Annotated in this window: 22 protein-coding genes, 1 riboswitch and 1 other annotated feature; of the genes, 15 read left to right on the top strand and 7 right to left on the bottom strand. The window is 29.7% G+C overall.

All coding sequences use genetic code 11. The features are described 5' to 3' along the window. Positions 1-24: 24 nt before the first annotated feature. Positions 25-1,443 (bottom strand): PIG-L deacetylase family protein, encoded by a 1,419-nt coding sequence (locus ACJDU8_RS00840; protein WP_406790261.1) that lies wholly within the window; start codon positions 1,441-1,443, stop codon positions 25-27. A gap of 185 nt (positions 1,444-1,628) precedes the next feature. Here ACJDU8_RS00840 and ACJDU8_RS00835 point away from each other — a divergent pair, with 185 nt between their 5' ends. Then, on the top strand, positions 1,629-2,315 hold the full coding sequence (locus ACJDU8_RS00835; RefSeq protein ID WP_406790260.1) for a response regulator transcription factor: 687 nt from the start codon (positions 1,629-1,631) through the stop codon (positions 2,313-2,315). Beyond that, on the top strand, positions 2,290-3,768 hold the full coding sequence (locus tag ACJDU8_RS00830) for a sensor histidine kinase (RefSeq protein WP_406790259.1): 1,479 nt from the start codon (positions 2,290-2,292) through the stop codon (positions 3,766-3,768). The genes ACJDU8_RS00835 and ACJDU8_RS00830 overlap by 26 nt, the downstream gene beginning before the upstream one ends. 89 nt (positions 3,769-3,857) lie before the next feature. On the opposite strand, the gene ACJDU8_RS00825 is transcribed toward ACJDU8_RS00830, so the two are convergent. Both ACJDU8_RS00825 and ACJDU8_RS00820 read right to left on the bottom strand, forming a co-directional pair. Then, the gene (locus ACJDU8_RS00825; protein WP_406790258.1) at positions 3,858-5,723 is read right to left on the bottom strand and encodes a M56 family metallopeptidase; all 1,866 of its coding nucleotides are present in this window, start codon (positions 5,721-5,723) and stop codon (positions 3,858-3,860) included. 4 nt (positions 5,724-5,727) lie between these two features. Continuing rightward, positions 5,728-6,099 carry a BlaI/MecI/CopY family transcriptional regulator gene (locus ACJDU8_RS00820; RefSeq protein ID WP_406790257.1) on the bottom strand — a complete coding sequence of 124 codons (372 nt, stop codon included), beginning with the start codon at positions 6,097-6,099 and terminating at the stop codon, positions 5,728-5,730. Positions 6,100-6,359: 260 nt separating this feature from the next. Here ACJDU8_RS00820 and ACJDU8_RS00815 point away from each other — a divergent pair, with 260 nt between their 5' ends. From ACJDU8_RS00815 to ilvA, 9 genes are all read left to right on the top strand, one after another. Further along, a complete protein-coding gene (locus ACJDU8_RS00815) occupies positions 6,360-7,313 on the top strand; it encodes a DUF4097 family beta strand repeat-containing protein (RefSeq protein WP_406790256.1) in 954 nt (317 codons plus the stop codon). A 4-nt stretch (positions 7,314-7,317) separates the two neighbouring features. Beyond that, positions 7,318-7,869: an RNA polymerase sigma factor gene (locus ACJDU8_RS00810; protein WP_406790255.1), complete on the top strand. Its 552-nt coding sequence runs from the start codon at positions 7,318-7,320 to the stop codon at positions 7,867-7,869. After that, entirely contained in the window at positions 7,836-8,117 is a 282-nt protein-coding gene (locus ACJDU8_RS00805) for a hypothetical protein (RefSeq protein ID WP_406790254.1), read from the top strand. The genes ACJDU8_RS00810 and ACJDU8_RS00805 overlap by 34 nt, the downstream gene beginning before the upstream one ends. A gap of 20 nt (positions 8,118-8,137) precedes the next feature. Continuing rightward, positions 8,138-8,641, top strand: coding sequence for a hypothetical protein (locus tag ACJDU8_RS00800; protein WP_406790253.1), 504 nt, complete (start codon positions 8,138-8,140; stop codon positions 8,639-8,641). Positions 8,642-8,900: 259 nt separating this feature from the next. Continuing rightward, complete coding sequence (locus ACJDU8_RS00795) at positions 8,901-9,911, top strand: 2-hydroxyacyl-CoA dehydratase family protein (protein WP_406790252.1); 1,011 nt, start codon at positions 8,901-8,903, stop codon at positions 9,909-9,911. 7 nt (positions 9,912-9,918) lie between these two features. Next, positions 9,919-10,683: an acyl-CoA dehydratase activase gene (locus ACJDU8_RS00790; protein ID WP_406790358.1), complete on the top strand. Its 765-nt coding sequence runs from the start codon at positions 9,919-9,921 to the stop codon at positions 10,681-10,683. Continuing rightward, positions 10,680-11,360: a 7-cyano-7-deazaguanine synthase QueC gene (queC, locus tag ACJDU8_RS00785; protein WP_406790251.1), complete on the top strand. Its 681-nt coding sequence runs from the start codon at positions 10,680-10,682 to the stop codon at positions 11,358-11,360. Before ACJDU8_RS00790 ends, queC begins: the two co-directional genes overlap by 4 nt. Further along, positions 11,361-11,864: a QueT transporter family protein gene (locus tag ACJDU8_RS00780; RefSeq protein ID WP_406790250.1), complete on the top strand. Its 504-nt coding sequence runs from the start codon at positions 11,361-11,363 to the stop codon at positions 11,862-11,864. 61 nt (positions 11,865-11,925) lie between these two features. After that, positions 11,926-12,205: a binding site (T-box leader), on the top strand. Between the two features lie 99 nt (positions 12,206-12,304). Further along, on the top strand, positions 12,305-13,543 hold the full coding sequence (gene ilvA, locus ACJDU8_RS00775) for a threonine ammonia-lyase (RefSeq protein WP_406790249.1): 1,239 nt from the start codon (positions 12,305-12,307) through the stop codon (positions 13,541-13,543). Positions 13,544-13,652: 109 nt separating this feature from the next. On the opposite strand, the gene crcB is transcribed toward ilvA, so the two are convergent. Beyond that, a complete protein-coding gene (gene crcB / locus ACJDU8_RS00770; RefSeq protein WP_406790248.1) occupies positions 13,653-14,036 on the bottom strand; it encodes a fluoride efflux transporter CrcB in 384 nt (127 codons plus the stop codon). Between the two features lie 32 nt (positions 14,037-14,068). Then, positions 14,069-14,128, bottom strand: a riboswitch (Fluoride riboswitch). Between the two features lie 285 nt (positions 14,129-14,413). Between crcB and ACJDU8_RS00765 the strand changes: the two genes are divergently transcribed. Further along, positions 14,414-15,259 carry an Mrp/NBP35 family ATP-binding protein gene (locus tag ACJDU8_RS00765; RefSeq protein ID WP_406790357.1) on the top strand — a complete coding sequence of 282 codons (846 nt, stop codon included), beginning with the start codon at positions 14,414-14,416 and terminating at the stop codon, positions 15,257-15,259. A gap of 110 nt (positions 15,260-15,369) precedes the next feature. On the opposite strand, the gene ACJDU8_RS00760 is transcribed toward ACJDU8_RS00765, so the two are convergent. Then, the gene (locus ACJDU8_RS00760) at positions 15,370-17,550 is read right to left on the bottom strand and encodes a methyl-accepting chemotaxis protein (RefSeq protein WP_406790247.1); all 2,181 of its coding nucleotides are present in this window, start codon (positions 17,548-17,550) and stop codon (positions 15,370-15,372) included. A gap of 969 nt (positions 17,551-18,519) precedes the next feature. Between ACJDU8_RS00760 and ACJDU8_RS00755 the strand changes: the two genes are divergently transcribed. From ACJDU8_RS00755 to ACJDU8_RS00745, 3 genes are all read left to right on the top strand, one after another. Then, entirely contained in the window at positions 18,520-19,746 is a 1,227-nt protein-coding gene (locus tag ACJDU8_RS00755) for an ammonium transporter (RefSeq protein ID WP_406790246.1), read from the top strand. 108 nt (positions 19,747-19,854) lie between these two features. After that, positions 19,855-20,220 (top strand): P-II family nitrogen regulator, encoded by a 366-nt coding sequence (locus ACJDU8_RS00750; RefSeq protein WP_406790245.1) that lies wholly within the window; start codon positions 19,855-19,857, stop codon positions 20,218-20,220. 310 nt (positions 20,221-20,530) lie between these two features. Beyond that, entirely contained in the window at positions 20,531-21,658 is a 1,128-nt protein-coding gene (locus tag ACJDU8_RS00745) for a THUMP domain-containing class I SAM-dependent RNA methyltransferase (protein ID WP_406790244.1), read from the top strand. Between the two features lie 120 nt (positions 21,659-21,778). On the opposite strand, the gene ACJDU8_RS00740 is transcribed toward ACJDU8_RS00745, so the two are convergent. Together ACJDU8_RS00740 and ACJDU8_RS00735 are read right to left on the bottom strand one after the other, a co-directional pair. Beyond that, positions 21,779-22,339, bottom strand: coding sequence for a nitroreductase (locus ACJDU8_RS00740; RefSeq protein ID WP_406790243.1), 561 nt, complete (start codon positions 22,337-22,339; stop codon positions 21,779-21,781). A gap of 220 nt (positions 22,340-22,559) precedes the next feature. Then, a complete protein-coding gene (locus ACJDU8_RS00735; RefSeq protein ID WP_406790242.1) occupies positions 22,560-24,005 on the bottom strand; it encodes a DEAD/DEAH box helicase in 1,446 nt (481 codons plus the stop codon). Positions 24,006-24,050: the final 45 nt, after the last annotated feature.

The raw sequence follows: 24,050 nt of genomic DNA, 5'->3' as shown, positions 1-24,050 counted from the left end.
ATACTATGCAAATCAAAGAATGGTTTAGTTGAAATCTACCATTTTCCATGCAGTTTTATCAAGTAGATGATGTTCTATAGAAGTAGATGCATTTATAAACATATGGCTAAAATTTTCTATATTTTTATGGGGAATAGTAATGTGAATGAATTCATCATATGTAGAATACTTTATTCCCTGTGGATTTATCGTTATGGTACTTAACCCCCGTTTTAGTGTTATCTTTTTATTGTTAATTTCAATATTAAATCTAGAAATTTTTTCTTTTTCAAATAGTATTATATTAACGTTATAAACAGTAAACTTGTCAATACCTAGATCGGTTTGTACAAAAATATGCAAATTATTTTCTTTGGATATTTCTGCATATACGTGAGAGATATCTGCATTTCTGCTTATTTGCAAACCTAAGGTATCCTGCAGCGGGTCAGTAATTATTTCATTTGTATTTTTGGCAGCTACTTCAATATCATTCTTTTTATATTTTTCAATCTTTGAATTTGGATACTCACCTAAAAGTTCGTTTTTTCTTTCAAAAGCAGTTATAAGTGGTTTTAATGCCCTGAATTGAGTTTTATAATTTTCAATTGCTCTGGATTTTTCAGCTATGTCATTATTGTCTAAATCTAATGAATACCAATTAGTACCTACTCTCGTTAATTTTTTTGGCGGTACTAAATAAAGGGATGTATTTCTCTTAAGCGGAGTTGGCCAATCTCCCCTATGTACAAGATATAGCCATAATTTTTTAGGAGTATAATTTATAGCAGTCAGAGTATATTGAACAAAAGCATTAACGGCCCAATGATCCGGATGTCTGTCATTTGGATGGGGCATAACTATATAATCAGGTTTGTATCCATTAACTATTTTTGTTATATCAGAAACCAAGTTTTCTCCTGAATAAATAGCATTTTTGGTATAGCTGTTATTATAAGGAGATTTACTGGACTGAGTAAAAGTGCTTTTATATGGATTACTGTTATACCAATTGGAGTTCCATAGGTATGCAATTCCACCATCTGGATACCCTAGAAATATTATATCTTTCTTAGATAATCCAAGTTGGTTCAATGCTGTAATACTTTCTTTTTGCCTTGTATAGCCAAATTTTATAAAGTCATGTTGTTTTGGAAATAAATTAAAATAATCCAGTTGTATTGCACTTTTAAAACCATCTCCGTTAGTGACTAATACAACTTTTACTTTAGCACCATTTTTTATAGATTTTTTTATGAGTTCTCCTGAGCCTAACACTTCATCATCATTATGTGGTGAGAATATTAATACTCTTGAACCTTTTTCAGGTAGTTGTATGTCATCCATGTTAAGCCTGACAAAGTAATTTGAAATAAATTCTCTGGAAAAGAAAATCATAATACAAAGTATAATGATAGTTGATATAATTACAATTGGTTGTATAAATAATTTTGATGTTTTCATATATTTCACCTTAAATAAATTATAGCATTACTTATTATAATATCTCACTTTTATACTTTAATACTAATAATTTTAAAAATCAAACTGTACTTTTTAATGAAATTTTAATTCCATGGATGTAATATAAAAATGTCTGTGGCGCAATATTAAGATGTTTTATTTAACATAATATATGGGGTGGTAATTTGAAAAATTACAAAATACTTATAATAGAAGATGAAAAACAGATGGCTATGTTTATTGAGATGGAACTAAATCATGAAGGATATACTGTTGACAAAGTATATAACGGCAAAGAGGGATTGAATATGGCGGAAAAATGTGAATATGATCTTATACTTCTTGATGTAATGCTTCCCGGCTTAGATGGAATTGAAGTTTGTAAAAAAATAAGACAATTTTCCCATGTACCTATTATAATGCTGACTGCCAAAAGTGATATACCTGATAAAGTTATAGGTTTAGATTCAGGTGCAAATGATTATATAACTAAACCATTTGCAATAGAAGAACTGCTTGCAAGAATAAGGGTAATTAAAAGGGATAAAATGTTAAAAAATGCACTGGATGAAATTAGAGTAAAAGACATTGTAATGAATGATAAGACTCACCAGGTGTGGAGAGATGATAAAGAAATTGAACTTACAAAGAAAGAATATGATCTTTTAAAAATGCTATTGGTTAATAGAAATATTGTACTTACCAGAGAAAAGCTGATTGAAAAAGTTTGGGGTTATGATTATACAGGAGATACTAATGTGGTAGATGTATTTATAAGATACCTTAGAAGTAAAATTGATGATGGTTTTGAAAATAAACTAATAACTACCATAAGAGGTGTGGGATATGTTATTAAAAGCACTCAGGGTTAAACTAAAAAGTATTAAGAATTTAAAGGCAATAAATAACATATTTAAATTCATTAGAAAATCAAAGTTTATTAATAGTACGGTAAAAACTCTTACAAATGCAAAAATTTCTGTAAAACTTACCATAGTATATGCATGTATGTTTTCACTAGTATTATTTTTATTAGATGCTTCTATTTTATATGGAGTAAAGTACTATCTTTATAGTCAGGCAAACAAGCAGATAGAGGATATTACAACAATAATATATAATGAATTTACAGTATCCAATGACAATGTAAATTTATCCAGTAAAAAGATTATGTCTGACATTCCTGAAAAAGAAAATATATCCATAAGGATAGTTAAAGAAAATGGTACCATACTAAGCTCCTACGGTAGCTTTAAGCATAATCTTAAAATTAGAGAACCTTATGATAAAATAAGATATTTAGAAAGAGAAGATAAACATTTGCTCTATAAAAATATTAAAATTGAAAATAAAAAGTATGGTATAGTATACCTTCAAATAATAAAGAACATGGATAATGAATATGATTTTATGACTATTTTATTTGTTTTCATGGCTATAGCAGATTTCATAGGTATTATTGCCTCCATTTTGTTTGGTTATATGATAAGTATGAAGATGTTAAGACCTATTGATTATATAACTAAAACCGCTCAACATATAAGTATCAATAACTTAAAAGAAAGAATAGATGTAAAGGGTCCTGATGATGAATTAAAAAGGTTGGCAGCTACCTTTAACAAAATGATAGACGGACTTCAAGAAGCTTTTAACAGGCAGATTCAATTCGTATCAGATGCCTCCCATGAATTGAGAACTCCAATTGCTGTTATAGGTGGATATGCAAATTTGCTGGATAGATGGGGTAAGGATGATAGAGAGGCCTTAGAAAAATCAATTTATGCAATTAAATTGGAAGCAGCTAACATGTCAAGCTTAGTTGAGAAGTTGCTTTTTCTCGCAAAAGGTGACAGCGGCATTCACAGAATAGAAAAAAAGGAATTTTATCTTCATGAGTTGATGGATGAAGTGGTGCAGGAGAGTAGGATCATAAGTGAAAAACACACAATATCAAACCATAAGAATGATGATGTTAAAATCTTTGCAGATTATAAGATGCTAAAGCAAATGATTAGAATATTCATTGAAAATAGTATTAAATTTACTCCGGAGAATGGGAAAATAGATATAAGTTCAAAATTACAAGGTCATGAGGTAAAAATAATTATCAGTGATACAGGTATTGGAATATCTAAAGATGAGATTAAAAATATATTTGAAAGATTTTATACTGTAGATAAATCCAGATCTAAAGAAAAAGGAGGTACTGGACTTGGATTATCTATTGCTAAATGGATTGTGGATATACATCAGGGAGCTATAGATGTAGAAAGTGAAGAAGGTAAGGGGACGAAAGTAACTGTTACATTAAGTTTAGATAAGTGAAAATTATATAATGAGTGTAAAAATAGACTATAGGGATTAAATAACCGTATGCCACAAGGGGAGCATATCATTAGGCATACGGTGTTACTTTAATTTACTTGTTTTAATACATAATAGTAAGGGACAGCTCCTCTCTCCACATAATCTCCATTTTTCCACTCAAAGAACATATAATTTGTTCCGTTTATTTTTTGTATTACATACTTAGAGGCTGTTTTAATGTCAGTATTAATTATTAAGCCTTTTGTCCAGGAAAAAGTGCTGCTAACTGTGTTATTATTACTTACTTTAATATCTATTTTACCATTGTTGTTGAAAATTAAATCATCAATGAATAAATCCCCTGACCATTGTTGAACACCTGGTTTAAAATCTTGGATTTTTTCAATGAAGTCTACGCTTTCCCATTTACCTATAACTTTAGAGTCATTTACAAATGGATAATCTATTTTATCAGTTTTAGTTGTCACTTCTTTTCCTTGTATATTAGTAGTGAGGGAGGGGATAGAACTTATCTTTTTTAGAACATAGTATGATGGTTTCATTCCTAGCATAGTATAATCTCCGCTTTTCCATTCAAAGAACATATAAGTTGAGCCGTCTATGTTTTTTATTACATATTTACTGTCAGTTTTATCAGCTGGGTTAAGAATATGGTTTTTCGTCCATGTAAAGACTGTCTTTGAAACTTTTCCATCACTTGTAAAGTTTAATTCTTTAACGTATAAGTCTCCGTTATAGCTTTTAGCGCCTACTTTAAAATCTTCTATATCATTTACAAAATCTACACTCGCCCATCTACCCACTAAATTAGGGTCATTAATAAAAGGATAGTCAATTTTATCTGCGTAAATGGCTTTAATATTTTTTAAAGCTAAGGCTTGTGCATTCGTGAGAGTAGCACAACCCAAAATAATTAAAGCTCCTATTGCAAGAATAGAAATTTTATAAGATTTTTTACTAAACAATTTGATCATAATAATTCTCCTTTTTACTTCAGATTTACTGTTTGTTATGGAAGAAGCTCCTATTAGTTTATTAGGTTTTGAAAGCTTCTCTATAAGATTGATAATTGTAAGTCCGTATTCTTTTTTTTCTTCATTACTTGTATAAGAAAGAGCAAGGGAATCACAGCATATTTCCATGTCTTCATACATTTTTTTAAGTCCGTATTGAATAAGTGGATTAAACCAATGAATTATCCTTAGAATACTTATAATCCAGTTTACAAGTATATCTTTTCTCTTAAAATGGGATAATTCGTGTAGAAAAACATAACGTAATTTGTTTATGGGTAATACTCGAAGGATATTTTCAGGAAGCAATATTATGGGTTTAAAATAACCAAAGAGAGCAGGACTCTTAATTTCTTCTGTTGTAATTATTGATATATGGCTATTAATTTGCATTTGTTTTTTACAATGATGCAGTATATCTATAATTTCTTTATTACACAATGGAGTTTGTTTTTTTAACTTATTCTTAAATTTTATATCCACTGAAAGTATATACAAACTGATTATGAACATTACAAATATCCATACAGCACATAGAATCGTTAATGCTGACCAATGAAAAAATACAGCTTTAGGGTTATTAAAATTTATTGAAGCTAAATTGTTTAACATTATATCTGTATTATATATTTGTTTAATTTTTTCATCATTATAGGATAAAATATTTCTAAAAGTATTTTCTTTTGAAGTGAATGCTAAATAGGGAATTCCAATTATTTTAGATGACAGATTGAAAATACTAAAAGAGCTTTTGGGTAATGTTGGTATAAGTAAACGAAATATTACAATAAACCATAGGGCATATTGAAATTTTACACCTAATTTACCTTTTAAAAGTTTACTAATTATCAAAATTAAAGTTATGATAATACTAGATGTAATAGATACTTGCAGCACTGTTTTAAATAAGTTGTCAAGGCAGTTTATTAATTGGTACATAATTCTACTTCCTCTCATCCAAGATATTTTTTAATTCATCTATGTCCTCCTCAGATAAATTATTTTCCTTTATAAAACTTACTAACATAGTTTTGAGAGCACCATCGTAAACCTTACTTAAAAATGATTGATTTTCGGCTTTTATACATTCATTTTGTTCAATTAAGGAATAGTAAAGATATCTTCGACCATCTTTTTTGAAACCGAGTACCTCCTTATTCACTAATCTGTTTATTAATGTTTTTATAGTTTTAGGTTTCCAATTTTTGCTTTGATCTAAGGAAACAATTATTTGGCTTGAGGTACAGGGTGAGTTTGCCCACACTATTTTCATTACTTCCCATTCGGCTTCTGATATTTTAGGTATTTGTTTCATAAAGATTCGCTCCTTTTTAAAAGAAATTACAATTGTAATCTATACTTAGTTTACAATTGTAATCCTAAATTGTCAATGTTAAAATTTTAATTATTTTTATATGCCTAAAATGTCATACATTTTTTTAATTTCACAGTGATAAATTTAATAAATTGTATAAGCGGAAGCTATTGCAAAAAAATTATATTTTTAGTGTGGGATTATAGTAATTCTTTACGTCTAAATATATGAAAACAAAATTTAGGGAGGCTTCTTTTATTATGAAAAAAATTGGAACAATTACTGCATCCACTGGCTTTATATTTTTAGGTATTTGGATGATGATTAATTTAAATAATCCTAGTCTAGGAAGAAAAATTATAGCTTACTGGCCTATACTTATTATTTTGATAGGATTAGAAATTTTGTATTATACTTTAGTTAAGAAAGAAAGTGGAAAAATACAAATAAGTGGTATTGCTCTTCTCATAATAATTATTTTCTTTTTTGTGAGCCTATTTAATGGTATTGCTTATAAGTTCAGAACAAATAGTTTTTTTAATGGCTGGAATTTTAATTTTGATTCTTCCCTTAATGAGAGGTCTTTTAATAAAAAACTGACATTAGATTCTTTTGGGAGTGCTTTCAATTTTGAAACATCTAATGGTACAGTAAATATTGAAAAGTCAAAGGATAATAAAATTAATATAGATACAAACTTGATTACAGATAAAGATATAAATTTAGATAATTATAAATTAGATCCTGTAAAAGGTCTAGATGGATATACTATAAAAATTACAGATAATAATATTAAGTCATCCAAAACAACTATTTACCTACCAGATGGATATGTAACTTCTATAAAAGGTGGAAACTTAGAAGTAAACAGTACTAGTGATGTGAAATTTTCTACCTTAAATGTGCATGTAGATAATGGAAAGGTAAATTTGGAAGGAGATATTCCTAATTCAATAATAAAAGTTGGTAATGGTAAAATTAGTTTAGAGAATAATTTATCTAAAAACATTGATATTTCTTTAGGAAATGGTATAGTTTCAGTGGATACAAAAGATAAGAATTTAACTATAAATACAGATATAGATTTAGGTGTTTCTGAAATAAATGATGATAAAAGAACCAATTCTGGAATAATTAAAACTTTTGGTACTGGTGAAGATAAAATAAGGGTTAAAGTTGACAATGGAACTATTAAAATAAATAGTGGAGAGTAAAGTAATGGAAGAGAGAGAATTCATAGAAAAAATTAAAGAAAAAGATGAAAATGCCTTTATTTATATGGTAGATCTTTATAAAAAAAGAATTCTCTCATTATGCTATTCTTATACTTATGATTACTACGAAGCTGAAGATTTATCTCAAGAAGTTTTTATAGCCGTATTTAATAATATTAATAGTTTCAGAGGAGATAGTTCCTTTTCCACTTATTTATATAAAATAACCATTTCAAAATGTATAGATTATAAACGAAAGAAAAGTATAAAGAATTTTCTGAATGGCCTATTTAACTTTTCTAAAGAATCATATATAGATATAGATGAAAAAAATTTTATACAAGAATGTATTTGTTCTTTACCACAAGATTTAAAAACTTCACTTGTTCTATATTATTATATTGGTCTCAATCAAAAGGAAATTGCAGAAGTTTTAAATTTATCTGTGAAAACAATAGAAGGACGAATTTATAGAGCTAAAAATAGATTAAAGGATATGCTTGAAAAGGAGGGGTATGCTTTATGGAAGATAAAAGAGAAGAGCTGGAAAAATTAATCAATAGTTGTTTTAATAACATAAAAATAGAAGAAGATTATAATGAAAAACTTATAAGAAAACTCCATAAAAAGCAAAATTCCAATGAAAAAATAAAGAATTGGGTTCCTTCTCTTAGCCTAATTTCGGCTGGCTTATTTATCATAATTTTTAACATTAGTAGCTTACAAAGTCAAGTAACAATGTTTCAAATTCATTTTATAACTGAATTATTACTGTTGAAATTAAACATGCTTTTAATTTTATAAAACAATTAGGAGTGAATAATATGAATAATAGAAATGGAGTTTTAACTTTTATAGCCGCCTGTATACCAGGCGTCGGATATATGTACAATGGTTTAATAAAAAAAGGTGTTCAAACATTATTTTTATATATGATTATTAAACCAGTTTTGATGTTTAGTGGTCTTGGTTTTTTATCACATTTGGTTAGAATTTGTATATGGTTTTATACCTTCTTCGATACCTATTCAATAGCAAATAGAATAAGACGTGGTGAGTATGTACCAGATTCTGAATTTATTTTTAAAAATTATGTTGATACTACTAAATTCACTGAAGGCGATTTTTCATATAATAAAGCAATAAATAAACAGGAGTGGGTAATTATAGGATCCTCTCTAGTTATTCTTGGCGGATTATCTATATTAAATCAATTATTTATTGATAATGATATTTATAAATTTATTCGTTCTTATGTTACCCAATATTTTATACCTGCACTATTCGTTATTATAGGTGTTCTGATCATAGCTAAAAAAAGGAAGTGATCTTTTCATTTTTTCCTCAAGACCCTTGATTTTAAATGCTTTATAACATATAATAATATAGAAAATTATATATAAGACAGTTCGAAACCATCCTGTCTATAAACAAAACTAGGGAAAAACTGTATAATTATATAGTTCATTTTGTGGTTAAATAAGGTGGGGATGTCTCTACCTTTTTTATGTTATGGAGCTAAATAAGAATAACTTAATAAAAGCCAACCAAAAGTTTTTTTAAAATTAAAGATAAGGTGAGATAATGATGGAAGATAAAGCTATAGGAATAACTACTACTATTCCATATGAGGTTTTAGCTGCTGCAGGATATAAGGTAGTTGATTTAAATAATATTTTTGTAACTTCAAAAAATTATAATAAATTTATTGATATGGCAGAAAGACAAGGCTTTCCTAAAAGTTGCTGCGCATGGCAGAAAGGGCTCTTTGGAGTATGTATGGATAAAAAAATTCATCAAATTGTAGGTGTTACTGAAGGGGATTGCTCTAATACCAAAGCTCTAGAGGGAATTTTGGATATGAAAGGTATTAAAATATATTCATTTCCATTTCCACAAAGTCATGATATTCATGATATTAAAGCATCTATTGATAAATTTATTAATACTTTTAATGTTTCCTATGATGAAGTTGAAAAAGTTAGACAGAGAGTAAATAAGGTAAGATGCCTTATTAAGTGTTTAGACGAGCTCACCTATAAAGAAAACAAGGTTTCAGGTTTCGAAAATCACCTGTATCAGGTAAGTGCTAGTGATTTTAATGGTGATATCTATAAATTTGAAAAAGATATAAGAAATAAACTGAAAGAAGTAGAAAAAAGAAAGCCTTTTGTGCAGAAATTAAGACTTGGATTTATAGGAGTTCCCCCTATGCCTTGTGATATATATGATTATGTTGAAGAGTTTAATGCACGTTTTGTTTATAACGAGGTTCAGAGAGAATTTGCATTTCCAAGAGCTATAAAAGCTAAAAATATTTATGAACAGTATTATGATTATACTTATCCCTATGATATAAAATTTAGACTTAAGGAAATACAAAAGCAGATTAAAGAAAGGCAAATAGATGCTTTAATCCATTATACTCAGGCATTTTGTCATAGACAAATTGAGGATATAGTTATAAAAAATAAATTAAATATACCTATATTAACTATAGAGGGGGATAAGCTTAATTTTTTAGATGCCAGGACTAAAATAAGATTAGAAGCATTTCTTGATATGCTTGAAGATTTGATTATCATGAACAGAAGGTGAGAATATGGTGAGAAGACTAGGCATTGATTTGGGCAGCAGAGAAGTAAAGATAATATTAATGGAAAATAAACAGATCATAGTTAAAAATAAAATAAGTACTATGATTTTTTACAGAGATTTTTGCAATTATGATGGAAAAATGATAGTGAATCTTCAAAAGCTAGATATTAGAAATATTGACTCAGCAGTTTCAACAGGGTATGGAAGAAATAATACAAATTTAGAATTATTTAAATCAATAAATGAAATAAAGGCACATGTCTATGGCGCCATTTTCCAAACAGGGTTAAAAAATTTTATACTTTTAGATATAGGAGGACAGGATGTTAAAGTAGTGAAGGTGGAAAATGGATTGATAACAGATCTGGAGCTTAACGAAAAATGTGCAGCTTCCAGCGGAAGATATCTTGAAAATATGGCCAGTATGCTGGAAATTTCTTTAGATAGCTTGTGTAAATTTTATAAAGATCCAGTGGAGTTAAATTCTACTTGTGCAGTTTTTTCAGAGTCAGAGTTAATTGGAAAAATATCAGAGGGAATTAAAATGGAAAGGCTATGTGCTGGTGTTAACTATTCACTTTACAAAAGAATTAAACCATTTCTAAATAGATTTAAGGGAGAAATTCTTATTTTGTCAGGTGGGGTTGCCAGAAATGAGGCTATATATAATTATTTAAAAAATGATTATGAAAAAATAATAGTTTTAAAGGATGCTCAGTTTAATGGGGCAATAGGATGCTGTTATTATAGTGAAAGGATGGATCTAAGATGAAAAAGGCAGTAGTTCTGCTGTCAGGTGGACTTGATTCTACAACAGCTTTATATTTAGCTAAAAACCAAGGTTATGAGGTCTATGCCATAAGTTTTGATTATGGACAGCGGCATAAAAAGGAAATTGAATGTGCAAGAGATATTGCTAAAAGTGCAGGTGCAGTTGATTTTGTTTTAGTAACTACAAATATGAATGCTTGGGGCGGTTCGGCACTTACGGATAATACTATAAAAGTACCTGAGTTTAGTGAAGACAATAATAAGATACCTGTTACCTATGTACCAGCCAGAAACATGATGTTTTTATCCTATGCAGCTTCCTATGCAGAAGTAATAGGAGCTTATGATATTTTTATAGGTGTAAGTGAAGTTGATTATTCAGGATATGTGGATTGCAGGCATGAATTTATTCAGTCTATGGAAAAAACAATAAATTTAGGTACTGTATGTGCAGTGGAACATAAAAAAAATATAAAGATACATGCACCATTTTTATATAAAACAAAATCAGAAGAAATTGAAATAGGCATGAAATTAGGGGTGGATTACAGCAAAACATGGACGTGTTATAATGGGGAACAACTTGCCTGCGGAATTTGTGATAGCTGTAGATTAAGGTTAAGGGCATTCAAAGAGGCGGGCTATGCGGATCCAATAAAATATAAAGGAGGAAAATAGGTGTTATATAAAAAAGAAGATATTTTTAAAAGTAAAAAGAATTTATCAAAAATAAATAAAATTGCTATTTCTGGTATTGTAATAGCGATATATGTGGTAATTATGTATTTTACCCAAAGCTTTGCTTTTATGCAATTTCAGATAAGAATAGCTACATGTATGTATGGCCTATCCGCTATTTTTCCATTTCTCATTGTGCCAATGGGATTAAGTAATCTTATTAGTAATACTTTAATGGGAGGACTTGGACTTCCTGATATGCTGGGAGGGGCAATTGTAGGCATGATAACTTCTCTAATAGTGTATTTAATAAGTAAATATAAGTTTAATGATTGGTTTATTGTCTTTCCTATTATTCTAATACCTGGGTTTGGAGTGCCTATATGGCTATCTTATCTTCTCCACATCAAATATATGGTACTGGTATTTAGTCTTTTAATGGGACAGATAATTCCAGCTATTTTAGGTGTACTATTAGTTAAACAACTTAGAAAATTTTATTAATTTCATATTGACATTTTAAAATAAAAATAATATACTTTGTTAAAAGATTATATTAATAAAGTTAAAGACTAGGATGGAGAGAAAAATATTTAATGTGTTAACTTCAGAGAGCCAACATGAGGTGAAAGTTGGTGTTAATATAAATATACAATAATCACTCCGGAGTTTCCAAGTAGAAAGGCTTTTGTCGAGTAAGCAAGGACGTTTACCAGCGGTATTTGGTTAGGGTTATGATGAATGCTATATTTAGTATTTAAAATTGACCTGAAAAATGAGTGGCAGTTAGTATATCTAATTGCAAATAAGGTGGTATCACGGAATATTAATCTTTCGTCCTTATAAGCATGTATAAAGTGTGTTTATAAGTATGAAAGATTTTTTTATTTATAAAATAATCTTTTATATTAAATAATTTAATTTAAGAGGGGAGACTTAATGTTATGAAACAGATGGTAACATTAGAAACAAAAAGAGGAGAATTAACTTTAAAAGATGTATTGGAAGCTAGAGATAGGATAAAAGACATATGTATAAATACTAAATTGATATATAGTTCAGAATACAGCAGAGAAAGTGGAAACCAGGTATATATAAAGCCGGAAAATTTACAGATAACAGGGGCGTTTAAGTTAAGGGGAGCTTTAAATAAAATTTCTAAATTAAGTGATAATAATAAAAGGAAAGGGTTAATTGCTTCTTCTGCAGGAAACCATGCCCAAGGGGTGGCTTATGCTGCAAACAGGCTTGGAATTAGAGCTACAATTGTTATGCCTGAAACTACACCTCTTATTAAAGTACAGGCCACTAAAAATTATGGAGCCGAGGTGGTACTTAAAGGAAAAGTTTATGATGAGGCCTATGAAGAAGCTAAGAGATTGGAAACAGAAAAAGGATATACTTTTGTTCACCCTTTTGATGATTTAGATGTGATGGCAGGACAGGGAACAATAGCACTTGAAATTATAGAAGAATTAAAGGATGTGAATGCCATATTGGTACCAATAGGCGGCGGGGGATTAATAAGTGGTATATCGGTGGCTGCCAAGTCAATTAATCCTGATATAAAAATAATAGGTGTCCAGGCTGAAGGGGCAAATCCAATGAAATGTTCTTTTGACACTGGGAAGCTGGTTAGTGCAGAAAATATTGATACTATTGCAGATGGTGCAGCAGTGAAAAATCCAGGGAAGTTAACATTTCAGGTAATAAAGAAATATGTGGATGAAATTGTTACAGTAAGTGATCATGAACTTATGGAAGCTGTGTATATTCTCTTAGAAAAGCATAAGCTTGTGGCAGAGGCCACAGGCGCAATGTCTTTAGCTGCATTAAATAAGTTAAAATTTAAGGATAAGAAAGTGGTATCTTTAATAAGCGGTGGGAATATAGATGTGGTAACAATGTCTGCACTTTTAAATCATGGTCTTGTTTCAAGGGGAAGAATATTTTGTTTTTCGGTTAAACTTAAAGATACCCCAGGACAACTTCTACAAATATCAAAAATTTTGGCAGAAAAGCGTGCTAATATAATAAAATTAGATCACAATCAGTTTAAAGCTATTGATAGATTAAAGCATGTAGTTTTAGAGGTAACAGTTGAGACTAATGGTCATGCGCATATAGAAGATATAGTTAAATCTCTAAATGAACACGGATATAATATTGATAAGGTATATTAGAATATTTTTATCATTAGTGTAACTATTTAACTATGCTTCGTTAGCCTAGTTAAATAGCTGCACTATAATAAAATATTGGGATTTATTTCATTTTAGATGAATCTTACCTTTATATTATGTGTGATATAAAAGTACCTAATACAACGCCTCCAAGGCTTAAGAATAGATTTAGGCAAGTATTTAAAGTAGCTAACATAAGACTGCCGCTGTTAAAAAGGGTAATTGTTTCATAGCTAAAAGTTGAGAATGTAGTAAGTCCTCCCATAATGCCCGTTGTAAGAAATAATCTTAAATTAGGAGAAATCAAGTTGGTTGTGAGACTTAACTCCATTATGAGTCCTATTAAGATACCACCTAGTACATTAACTATCAAAGTTCCGTAAGGCAGTTGAGTACCAAATAATTTTGGAGAGTGTATGGATATTATGTACCTCAAAGAAGCACCTATAAACCCCCCTATACCTACATAAATGATTTTCTGCATTTTAATCATCCCCCAAAAAAATAAAAATCTCCTACTCTTATGTTAAGGTAGGAGTCATTAGCATAAAGCATTTAAAGATGAACCCCATCATCTCTATTAAGTATACTATATTTAATAAAAATGTACAGTATTCTCTTCAGAATTATTAGGTGTATTAATAAAAAAGTCTTTTGGTTATCTTCTATATTCTGTTATAATTATTAATGTTGTATGCTTCTTATAATGACAAATATAAAAGAAAGTATATTGTGAGTGCTTTTTTAAAATGCATTAAGTAACCGGTTTCTTAGCATTTAACCGTGTAGTATAATGTATATTTGACAATACTAATAAATAAGAGTAATATAAAAATGGCAAATGCCAATATAGATACAGGAGATGATTTTATGTCAGATTGTAATTCATGTCCATCAAACAGTGGATGTAGTAAAGATAAGGAAAGTTGTGGTATTGAAAACAATCCTTACAATAAAGTGAAAAAGGTAATTGGAGTTATGAGTGGTAAAGGAGGAGTAGGGAAATCATCAATTTCTGTCCTTATAGCTAGGCAGTTGAAAAAACTTGGATATAGTGTAGGAATTCTAGACGCGGATATAACAGGTCCCAGTATTCCAAATTTAATGGGCTTAAGTGGTAAAAGGGCTGAAACTACAGACGAGTTTATATTACCTGTGGATACTCAAGATGGAATAAAGGCTATATCATTAAATTTACTTTTGGAAGATGAAAGTCAGCCGGTTATATGGAGAGGGCCGGTGATAGGTGGTGCAGTTAAACAATTATGGACAGAGGTAATATGGGGAGAACTGGATTACCTAATAATTGATATGCCTCCTGGAACAGGAGATGTTGCACTTACTGTAATGCAATCTATTCCTATAGATGGTATAGTTATGATATCTGTACCTCAGGATTTAGTTTCTATGATAGTTTCAAAGGCTGTAAATATGGCAAAAACTATGAATATTAATATAATAGGTGTTATTGAAAATATGAGTTATATAACCTGTCCAGATTGTGGCAAACAAATAAAACTTTTCAATGGGGAAAGTACAGATAAATTTTTAAAAGATATGGATCTAAAGCTTTTAGGGGAGCTTCCTATGCTAAGTAGTGTAAGTAGTTTATCAGAACAGGGAGATAAAAGTATTAGCGAAAATCTTGAGGCGATTTTTAATCCTATTGTTAATAATATTATTAGTAGTTTGGATAAAGTATCTGTAGAGAAATAGCCGCAAATATATATGATTACATAATAATTTTAGGATAAAAAATAAAGATAGCTTCTTTTTATATGGGCAGCTATCTTTATTTTTGTAAGATTAAGTCGGCTTATATAAAATTATATCTGTGTGTTAAAGGATCCAACCATTTCTTGAAGATCGGTAGAAGAGTATTCCAGATTATCTGTTACTTCTTTTAATCTTATTGTTTCACTTAAAATATCTTCAAGTAGGCTTAGAGATTCTTCGCTTCTACTTGCCCCCTTAGCAGTTCTTTTATTTATTTTTTCTGCAGATTCATTTATATGTACTACCATATTATTTATATCATCACTTTCTTTATTAGTTATTTCAAGTATAGTTTCCATATTTTTTGTTACATCATTTATATTATCTGTAATATATTTAAAAGAATCTATACTATTTTTTACACTATCCGTAGAAGTTTTTACTTTAGAATTAATCTCGTTAATATCTTTAAAAGTGTTGTTAGTTTCTCTCTGAATATTAGAAACTAAATTCCCTATAGATTGGGTGGCTTCTTCTGTTTCAAGTGCTAGCTTTGATATTTGCTCAGCTACAACGCCAAATCCTTTTCCTGATTCACCTGCCCTGGCAGCTTCTATAGTAGCATTTAATGCTAAAAGCTGAGTCTGCTGACTAATACTGCTGATACTTGTGACTACTCTTGTTATGGAGTTTGAATGATTTTGGAGCACAGATATTCTATCTAAAGTGACTTTCATAGTTTCTTCAAGTTCATTGATTGAAGTTAGAACATCATTTGAAAAGTCATTTGCCTTATCAGCGTGATGGCTGGTATTGACAATTTTATTTGTGACCTGGTGAATGAGAGAAGCCATTTCTTGTATTGACGCTGATAAACTATTAAAATGTTCTTTGGTAGTTTGAAATATATTATTTTGTTTTTGGGAAATAGATACTAAGCCGTCTACGGTCTTAGCTACTGTATCCATGTTTTCTTTTATATTATTAGTTAAATTTGAAACTGATTTAATAGAGTTCTTTGATGTTTTTGAAGAAACATCTACTCTTTTTATCAGAGTCATCTGATTGTTAATAAATTTATTAAACCATCTTGAGAGTTCTCCTATTTCATCATAGGAAAGTTTATCTACTCTTTTAGTCAAATCTCCTTCTCCTTCAGCTAACTTATGAAGTATGTCCACAGTTCTATTAAGTGGTGTTACAACTAATTTTTGTGAGGATATATAACTGATTAAGGTTATTAAAAGCCAGGTTATAATTGAACTTATAAAACCTATGGTTGGATTAAAATGATAGGCTATAATGTTTATTATTGTAGCAGCAGCTGCACTGACTGATATTATACCAGGTATTTTTAAATTTATGCTTTTAAAATTATATATTTCAGCTATGTCCCCTTCACACATCATTCCCCATATTTCATTGCTATAGGGAGGATTTATTAAAGTACCTTTACCTCCTACCATTATATGTCTGTAATCTGGATAACCGGGCCAGCAGTCTAAGTTATCTCCGTTTTTAATGGTATTTTTTACTCCCGGATGTAAATCACCTGTTTTGGGATCCGTAAATCTTATTTCAAATTCTGTATGTTTTTTAATTTTAACAATTCCCCATTTTGAAGTTCTAACTCCCTCCTTTAGATTATCACCCATAGTAAATGTATTATCTTCAAATCTGCTTCTTGATATGGCAGTTCCAGGCAGTATATCTCTATCTGTTTTTACCATGAATAGATAATTATCCCCTGAATCCTTATAGACGTGAGTATCTTCATCCTGGATTACATTACTCATGTTATCATTAAGAACTCTGCCTAAAAGTATTTTTTTGTGTTCAGAACAATCTATGTATGGAAGAGAAAATAATAAAGTTACTTCATCAGCAAATTTTTTTTGGCTTAAGTCTATGTCTAGGGTGTTTTTATCTTCATAAGGTCCATACATGAGTCTTTCACCTTTTAGACCTTTTTCATAATTTGGGAAATTATTCATGGTAAGGCCTATATGTTTACTACAGGTGGATTGGATTACTTGTCCAGTATCATTTAATATGAAAAATTCACAAAAATCTTTATACTGATTTAATCCTTCATTTAATTCTTCCAGTAATTTATGATCATTTTGTTTAAAACATCGTATGATGTTACAGGTATTTTCTAATTGCATCCATTTGTCTTTGAACCAGTTTTCTAAAGCCTTTTTTCTACCTTTTGATATACCTTCAAATACTTCTTCAGATTGTTCTTTGATTTTTTTGTTTATTAGATGCATAAATTTTAGTTTTATCATGGGTGTAAACTCCTCTTTTCTAATTATTTATATTATTTTATGCTAAAATAGTATCTCGAATTTATTAATATTCTACACCATTTCTAAAAATCCTTTAATTGATTTTAAAAAATATAATAAAATAATATAAATATCCTATTATTTTTAACGATATGTGAAAGCTAACAAAACAGAACTTTTTCTAAAATATATACATTTTAGAAAAATGCTGATATCAGGAAAATAAAAATGTAAAATAAAAGGAATTTTTTAAAATTATGTGTAAAAAATAGTGCAAAAAGAAATATTATAATTTTTAATATATTTAAGCTCGTATTAAAATTTTATTTTAATTTATTAAATAATTAGATATATTTTCTTAAAAAAAATTAATAAATTAGTGATAATTATCATAAATATTATTATATATCATAAAATTATTTATTAAAAAAGCTATAAAGTCACAATGTAAATTACAGAAAATTAATATTTTTATATATAAAAATATTAAATAATGAAAATATTATTGCAATATAAAAAATTAAATTAAAATATTATAATTTTTTTATTATTAAAATATACAATAAAAATGTAAAAAATAGTGCAGCTATTTATGTATAAAAATATAGTTATTTATCGTGTGAAAATGTTTTTATATAAGTTATTTTTATTATGATTAATTTAAAATTTGTTGACAGAAATATGACTACAAAAAATTCAAAATTATTAATGCATATTTTTATTGCACCATCAGATATGTATAATAACATTTGCAATATACTTCTCTAAATTTCTGTATATGCATTAAAATTTGCAATTATTAATATAACCACACATAAAATAATAAATTAATAAAATTATAATATTACTATTGATAATTTGCATAAAAGTTAGTATTATATAAATAAGTTTTTTAAAAGCTGTTAGACAAAATACGTTTAAAAAACTTATAATTTTTTATTAATTTATTTTTTTAAAGGAGGTATTTTTATGAGTGTGAATGGAGCAGATACTGTATTTGTACTTGTTAGCGCGGCGTTAGTACTATTAATGACTCCAGGGTTAGCTTTGTTTTATGGAGGAATGGTTAGAGGCAAGAATACATTAAATAGTACTCTTCACAGCTATTCGGCCATGGCAATAATATCCATACAGTGGATACTTATAGGTTATACATTGTGTTTTGGAAAGGATATTGGCGGATTTATAGGTGGTTTTAATTTTGCAGGTTTAAAAGGAGTGGGATTTGCACCAAATGCAGATTATGCAGGTACGATTCCGCAGCAGGTGTTTATGGCATTCCAGCTCATGTTTGCAATAATAACTCCTGCACTTATATCAGGATCTATTGCTGAAAGAATGAAGTTTATGCACTGGATTGCATTTGTTATACTTTGGACAACACTAGTGTATGATCCTATCGCTCACTGGGTATGGGGAGCAGGAGGCTGGTTAAGAGGTCTTGGAGCTTTAGATTTTGCAGGCGGTAATGTAGTTCATATAAGTTCGGGTGTATCGGGACTTATTGCAGCGCTGATGCTTGGAAAGAGAAAGAATGTAGGTAAACCTAGCAGCCTTCCTTTAACTTGTTTAGGAGCTGGAATACTCTGGTTTGGATGGTTTGGATTTAATGCTGGAAGTGCACTTGGTATAAGTAGTGTAGCAGTAAATGCCTTTATTACTACCAATACTTCTGCGGCAGCTTCAGCTATAAGCTGGGCTATTTGTGAATATATATCTAGAAAAAAAGTAACTTCACTTGGAGTTGCCAGTGGAATAGTTGCAGGTCTCGTAGCCATAACTCCGGCAGCAGGTTTTGTAAGTCCTTTAGCTTCCATACTTGTTGGCTTAATAGGAGGAGCTATATGTTATACATCTATCACATTTATGAAAGCTAAACTTGGATATGACGATGCATTAGATGCTTTTGGATGCCACGGCATAGGAGGAATATGGGGAGGAATAGCTACTGGAATATTTGCATGGACAGCAGTAAATTCAGCTGGTGCAAATGGATTGATACATGGAAATCCAAAACTAGTTGGAATTCAGATTATAGCTGTTCTATCTAGTGTTGTATATTCAGCAATAGTTACATTTATCATAATTAAAGTAATTAATGCAGTAAGCAGCATAAGAGTAAGTGATAAAGATGAACAGACAGGCCTTGATGTTACAGAACATGGCGAAGAAGCTTATGGAGGCATAGGAATTTAAATATAATTTGTAAATTTTTTATATAGACAAAATGTTATAAATTTATATAGGATATGTTTGGGATATTTTTGGAATACTGAAATATGTGTTTAATAAGGAGGTAAAATGATGAGTGATAAGCTTAGCAAGGTAGATATTATTACTTCTAAGGCCAGATTTGAGGAATTAAAAAAAGCATTAGATGATATTGGTATTACAGGTATGACTGTTACAAATGTTTCAGGGTGCGGTATGCAAAAAGGTCATAAAGAATACTATCGTGGATTGGCTATGGATATTAATCTACTACCTAAAATAAAGGTAGAAGTGGTGGTTTGCGAAGTACCTGTAGATCTTGTTGTTGAAACTGCAAAGAAAGTACTTCATACAGGAGAAATGGGTGATGGAAAAATATTTGTTTATGATGTACAAAATGTTATACGTATAAGTAATGGTGATGAAGGCAGGGCAGCTTTACAATATAAACAATCTTAACTTTAACAAAAGTTATTCTGAAATTTTAATATAAGAATAAAAACTTAAGTATTGGATTAATTGTCCAATACTTAAGTTTTTTGTATAGGTAAATTATTAAATAAATAGATTTACATTTGAATCCTCTGCTTCCCCTAAATAGTAACCAACACCTCCTATTTTAGCACCTTCAGAAATATAATTTGCAAAATGCAGTTTAATTATTTACTAATAAATCTAGAAGATAATTTGTTGCGTACTATAAAAAATGTTAAGATATTTATAATATGTTGTAGGTATAAATAAAGTTGAATAATCTTAGGAGGGTAATATGGACTATACATTAATTGCAACGTCAACCTTTGGGCTAGAAGCTGTAGTGGCTAAAGAACTTAAAGAACTTGGATATGATGATTTAAAATTGGAAAACGGTAAAGTTACTTTTTATGGTGATGAAATGGATATAGTTACTTGTAATCTATGGCTTAGAACTGCAGATAGAGTGCTTATAAAAATGGCAGAATTCAAGGCAGAAAGCTTTGAAGAACTTTTTCAAGGTACCCTTTCAATAGATTGGGGAAATTTGATGCCTGAGGATGCATTTATGCATGTAACCGGTAAGTCTGTTAAATCTAAATTACATAGTGTTCCTGATTGCCAATCAATAGTAAAAAAAGCTGTAGTTGAGGCTATGAAAAAGAAATATAATAAGGAAAGATTCCATGAAACTGGCTCGGAGTATAAAATAGAAGTTGGAATACTTAAAGATATAGTGACTTTGACAGTAGATACATCGGGAGAAGGCTTACATAAAAGAGGATATAGGGAAAATTCAGGAGGAGCTCCTATTAAAGAGACTTTAGCTGCGGCCCTAGTACTTTTGAGTAAATGGGAACCTTCAAGAATATTGGCTGATCCTATGTGCGGCTCGGGAACTATTGCTATTGAGGCAGCACTAATAGGAAAGAATATAGCTCCCGGCTTAAATAGAAGTTTTGTTTCGGAAAAATGGAGTATAATTCCATCTCATTTGTGGGAGGATTTAAGAAAACATGCTGGAAATGCTATTAACAATAATGAGCTTAGAATTTTAGCATCAGATATAGATGGAAGAGTAATTAAAACCGCTAGAGCTAATGCAAAAAAAGCAGGGGTGGAAGAATATGTGGTGTTTCAGAAAATACCTGTGCAGAAATTCAGTTCAAGTAAAAAACATGGATTTATAATAAGTAATCCACCTTATGGAGAAAGACTTGGGGAAATTAAAGAGGTGGAGAACTTATATAGAGATATGGGAGAGATATTTTCTCATCTTAAGGATTGGTCTTATTTTATAATAACTGCCCATGATGACTTTGAAAAATATTTCGGTAAAAAATCTCATAAGAATAGAAAACTTTATAACGGAAGATTAAAATGTTATTATTATCAATATTTTGGGGAAGAACCAGAAAATTAAAAAAAGAGATAACATAAATTAAATTAAAATATTAAGAAGAGTCATCTTAATATTGCTATTTTTCCCAGTACTAAAAAAATTTTTTTATAATTATTAGATGTCTCTTCTTTTGTAATAATATTATCCTTCAAAGAAAATAGTAGCTGGTTTTCGTTTAGGAGGTTTCATTGTCACTTTAGGATAGCCAATAATCATAGGACATACTACATTATAATGTTCAGGAATGTTGTATTTTGTTTTAAATTCAGTGGTATTACAAGTATATTCTGCAAAACCAATCCAGCATGTGCCTAATTCGTATTTGCTAGCTGCAAGCATAATATTACCTGCTGCCAATGTGCAGTCATAAGTATACCAGTGAGAGTTAGTGTTACCATAAATTATTAATAAACATGGAGCACCGTAAAAAATACTGAATTTTTCGTCCTTTAACCAATCTTCGTATTGGTAAAAATGTGGAAAATCATTAAAATTTTCAAGCATATATTTCTTTGCTTCGTCTGATAGGTCCTTTAATTTTTTTTTGTCTGTTATAATAACAAAGCCCCAGGGTTGACCGTAGGAACCGGTAGCGGCTTTTGTGCCTAGTGTGATTAGTTGATGTATTATGTCGGGGCTTACTTCCTGAGATGTAAAAGCTCTTGAACTTCGTCTATTATTTATACCTTCAATAATGTCCATAAAATAGCTCCTTTCTTAGAATAATTATACTTAGGTAAGTTCTATGTAATGTAATTGGTATTGTTTGTCCTTATAGTTAGATCATACCTAGATATAAAATCATTGTCAATAGTTCAATACATTCAATGTTGGCATTGTTTTGCATATGAAAAAATTAAGGTAAGCTTCCTAAATAATTGAAAAGGCATCAGGTGTATATGGAAACACACCTGATGCCTTTCTATTTCTGTGCTTTTTCTGCTCTTATTGTCTTTCCTTTTATGGTTTTATGTTGAAGTCCATTTAGAACTATATTAGCTTTTCCGAAAAGTATATCCACATAAGAGAAATTATCTTGTATGTCTATTATACCAATATCATCTGGATTCACTCCATGAATACTCGAAATAGTTCCGGCAATGTCTCCTGGCCCTATTTTTTTCTTTTTCCCAGCACTTATATATATTTTTGTGATGTCTTTGTTTAATTCTTTTGATTTGTCTTCCTTAAGTTTAGGTATAATTTTAAGTTTTTCATCAAATAGTTCTTTTCCCTTCTGTATTTCTTCTTGGGATGGAATTTTTCCACTTTCAATGCTAATGTTAAAATATTCTTCTATTTCCTGTAAAAATCTATATTCTTTAGGGGTAACAAAAGTTATGGCAGTTCCACTATTTTTGAAACGTGCCGTTCTTCCTATTCTATGTATATAACTTTCCTTTTCCATGGGTATATCGTAGTTTATTATATGTGTTACATTTTCTACATCAATTCCTCTTGCTGCTATATCTGTACATATTAAAAAGATGAATTCACCTCTTTTGAATTTTTTAATTATATCAATCCTGTCAGCTTGAAGCATTCCACCATGAAGACCACTGCAAGGATATCTTGTATTTTTCATTTTTAACACTAAATCATCTACGTTTTTTTTAGTCCTGCAAAATATCATGGAACTGTCTGGTCTTTGAGTATATATTATTTTGTTTAGTAGATCGAATTTTTTTGGTGCTTCTATTTGGTAATATATTTGTTGGATTCTGTCCTTTACAGAACTTTCGGTTTTAATTTCTATATTAATTGGATGATTCATGTATGTATTGCATAATTCAAGTATTTCCTTAGGAATAGTTGCAGAAAAAAGAAGGGTTAATCTATTTTTAGGGAGCTTATTTATGACAGCTTTAACCTGATCAATAAATCCCATGTTAAGCATTTCGTCTGCTTCGTCTATAACCAAATACTTTATTTTTTCAAGATCTAAAGTTCCTCTTTCTATATGATCCAAAGTTCTCCCAGGTGTACCAACTACCAGATGAGTTCTTTGTTTAAGTCTTCTTATTTGAAGGCTCACAGGCTCTTTTCCAAAGATGGCAGTACAGTTTATTCTTTTAAGTCTTCCTATATTCGAAAAGTCCTCTTTTATTTGAAGTGCCAGTTCTCTTGTAGGGACAAGCACTAATGTCTGAGGGCTTTTTTCTTCTACTTCCATTCTTTCGCAAATTGGTATTGCAAAAGCCGCAGTTTTCCCGCTGCCTGTTTGCGATTTTACTATGATGTCTTTATTTTTAAGAATAAGGGGTATAACTTTTTCTTGAACTCGGGATGGGTTTTTATATTCCAGTTTTTTTATTGATTCCAATATATCTTCACTTAATTCAAAATCTTTAAAGTTTAATTTATCCATAATCTTAACCTCATATGTTTTTGATAACATTATCATACTATTATG

It is taken from the genome of Candidatus Clostridium eludens, from assembly GCF_045310515.1.
Taxonomy (GTDB): domain Bacteria; phylum Bacillota; class Clostridia; order Clostridiales; family Clostridiaceae; genus Clostridium_B; species Clostridium_B eludens.
Note: the sequence above shows the minus strand (reverse complement) of the source record. Positions and strands in the feature narration are given on the sequence as shown.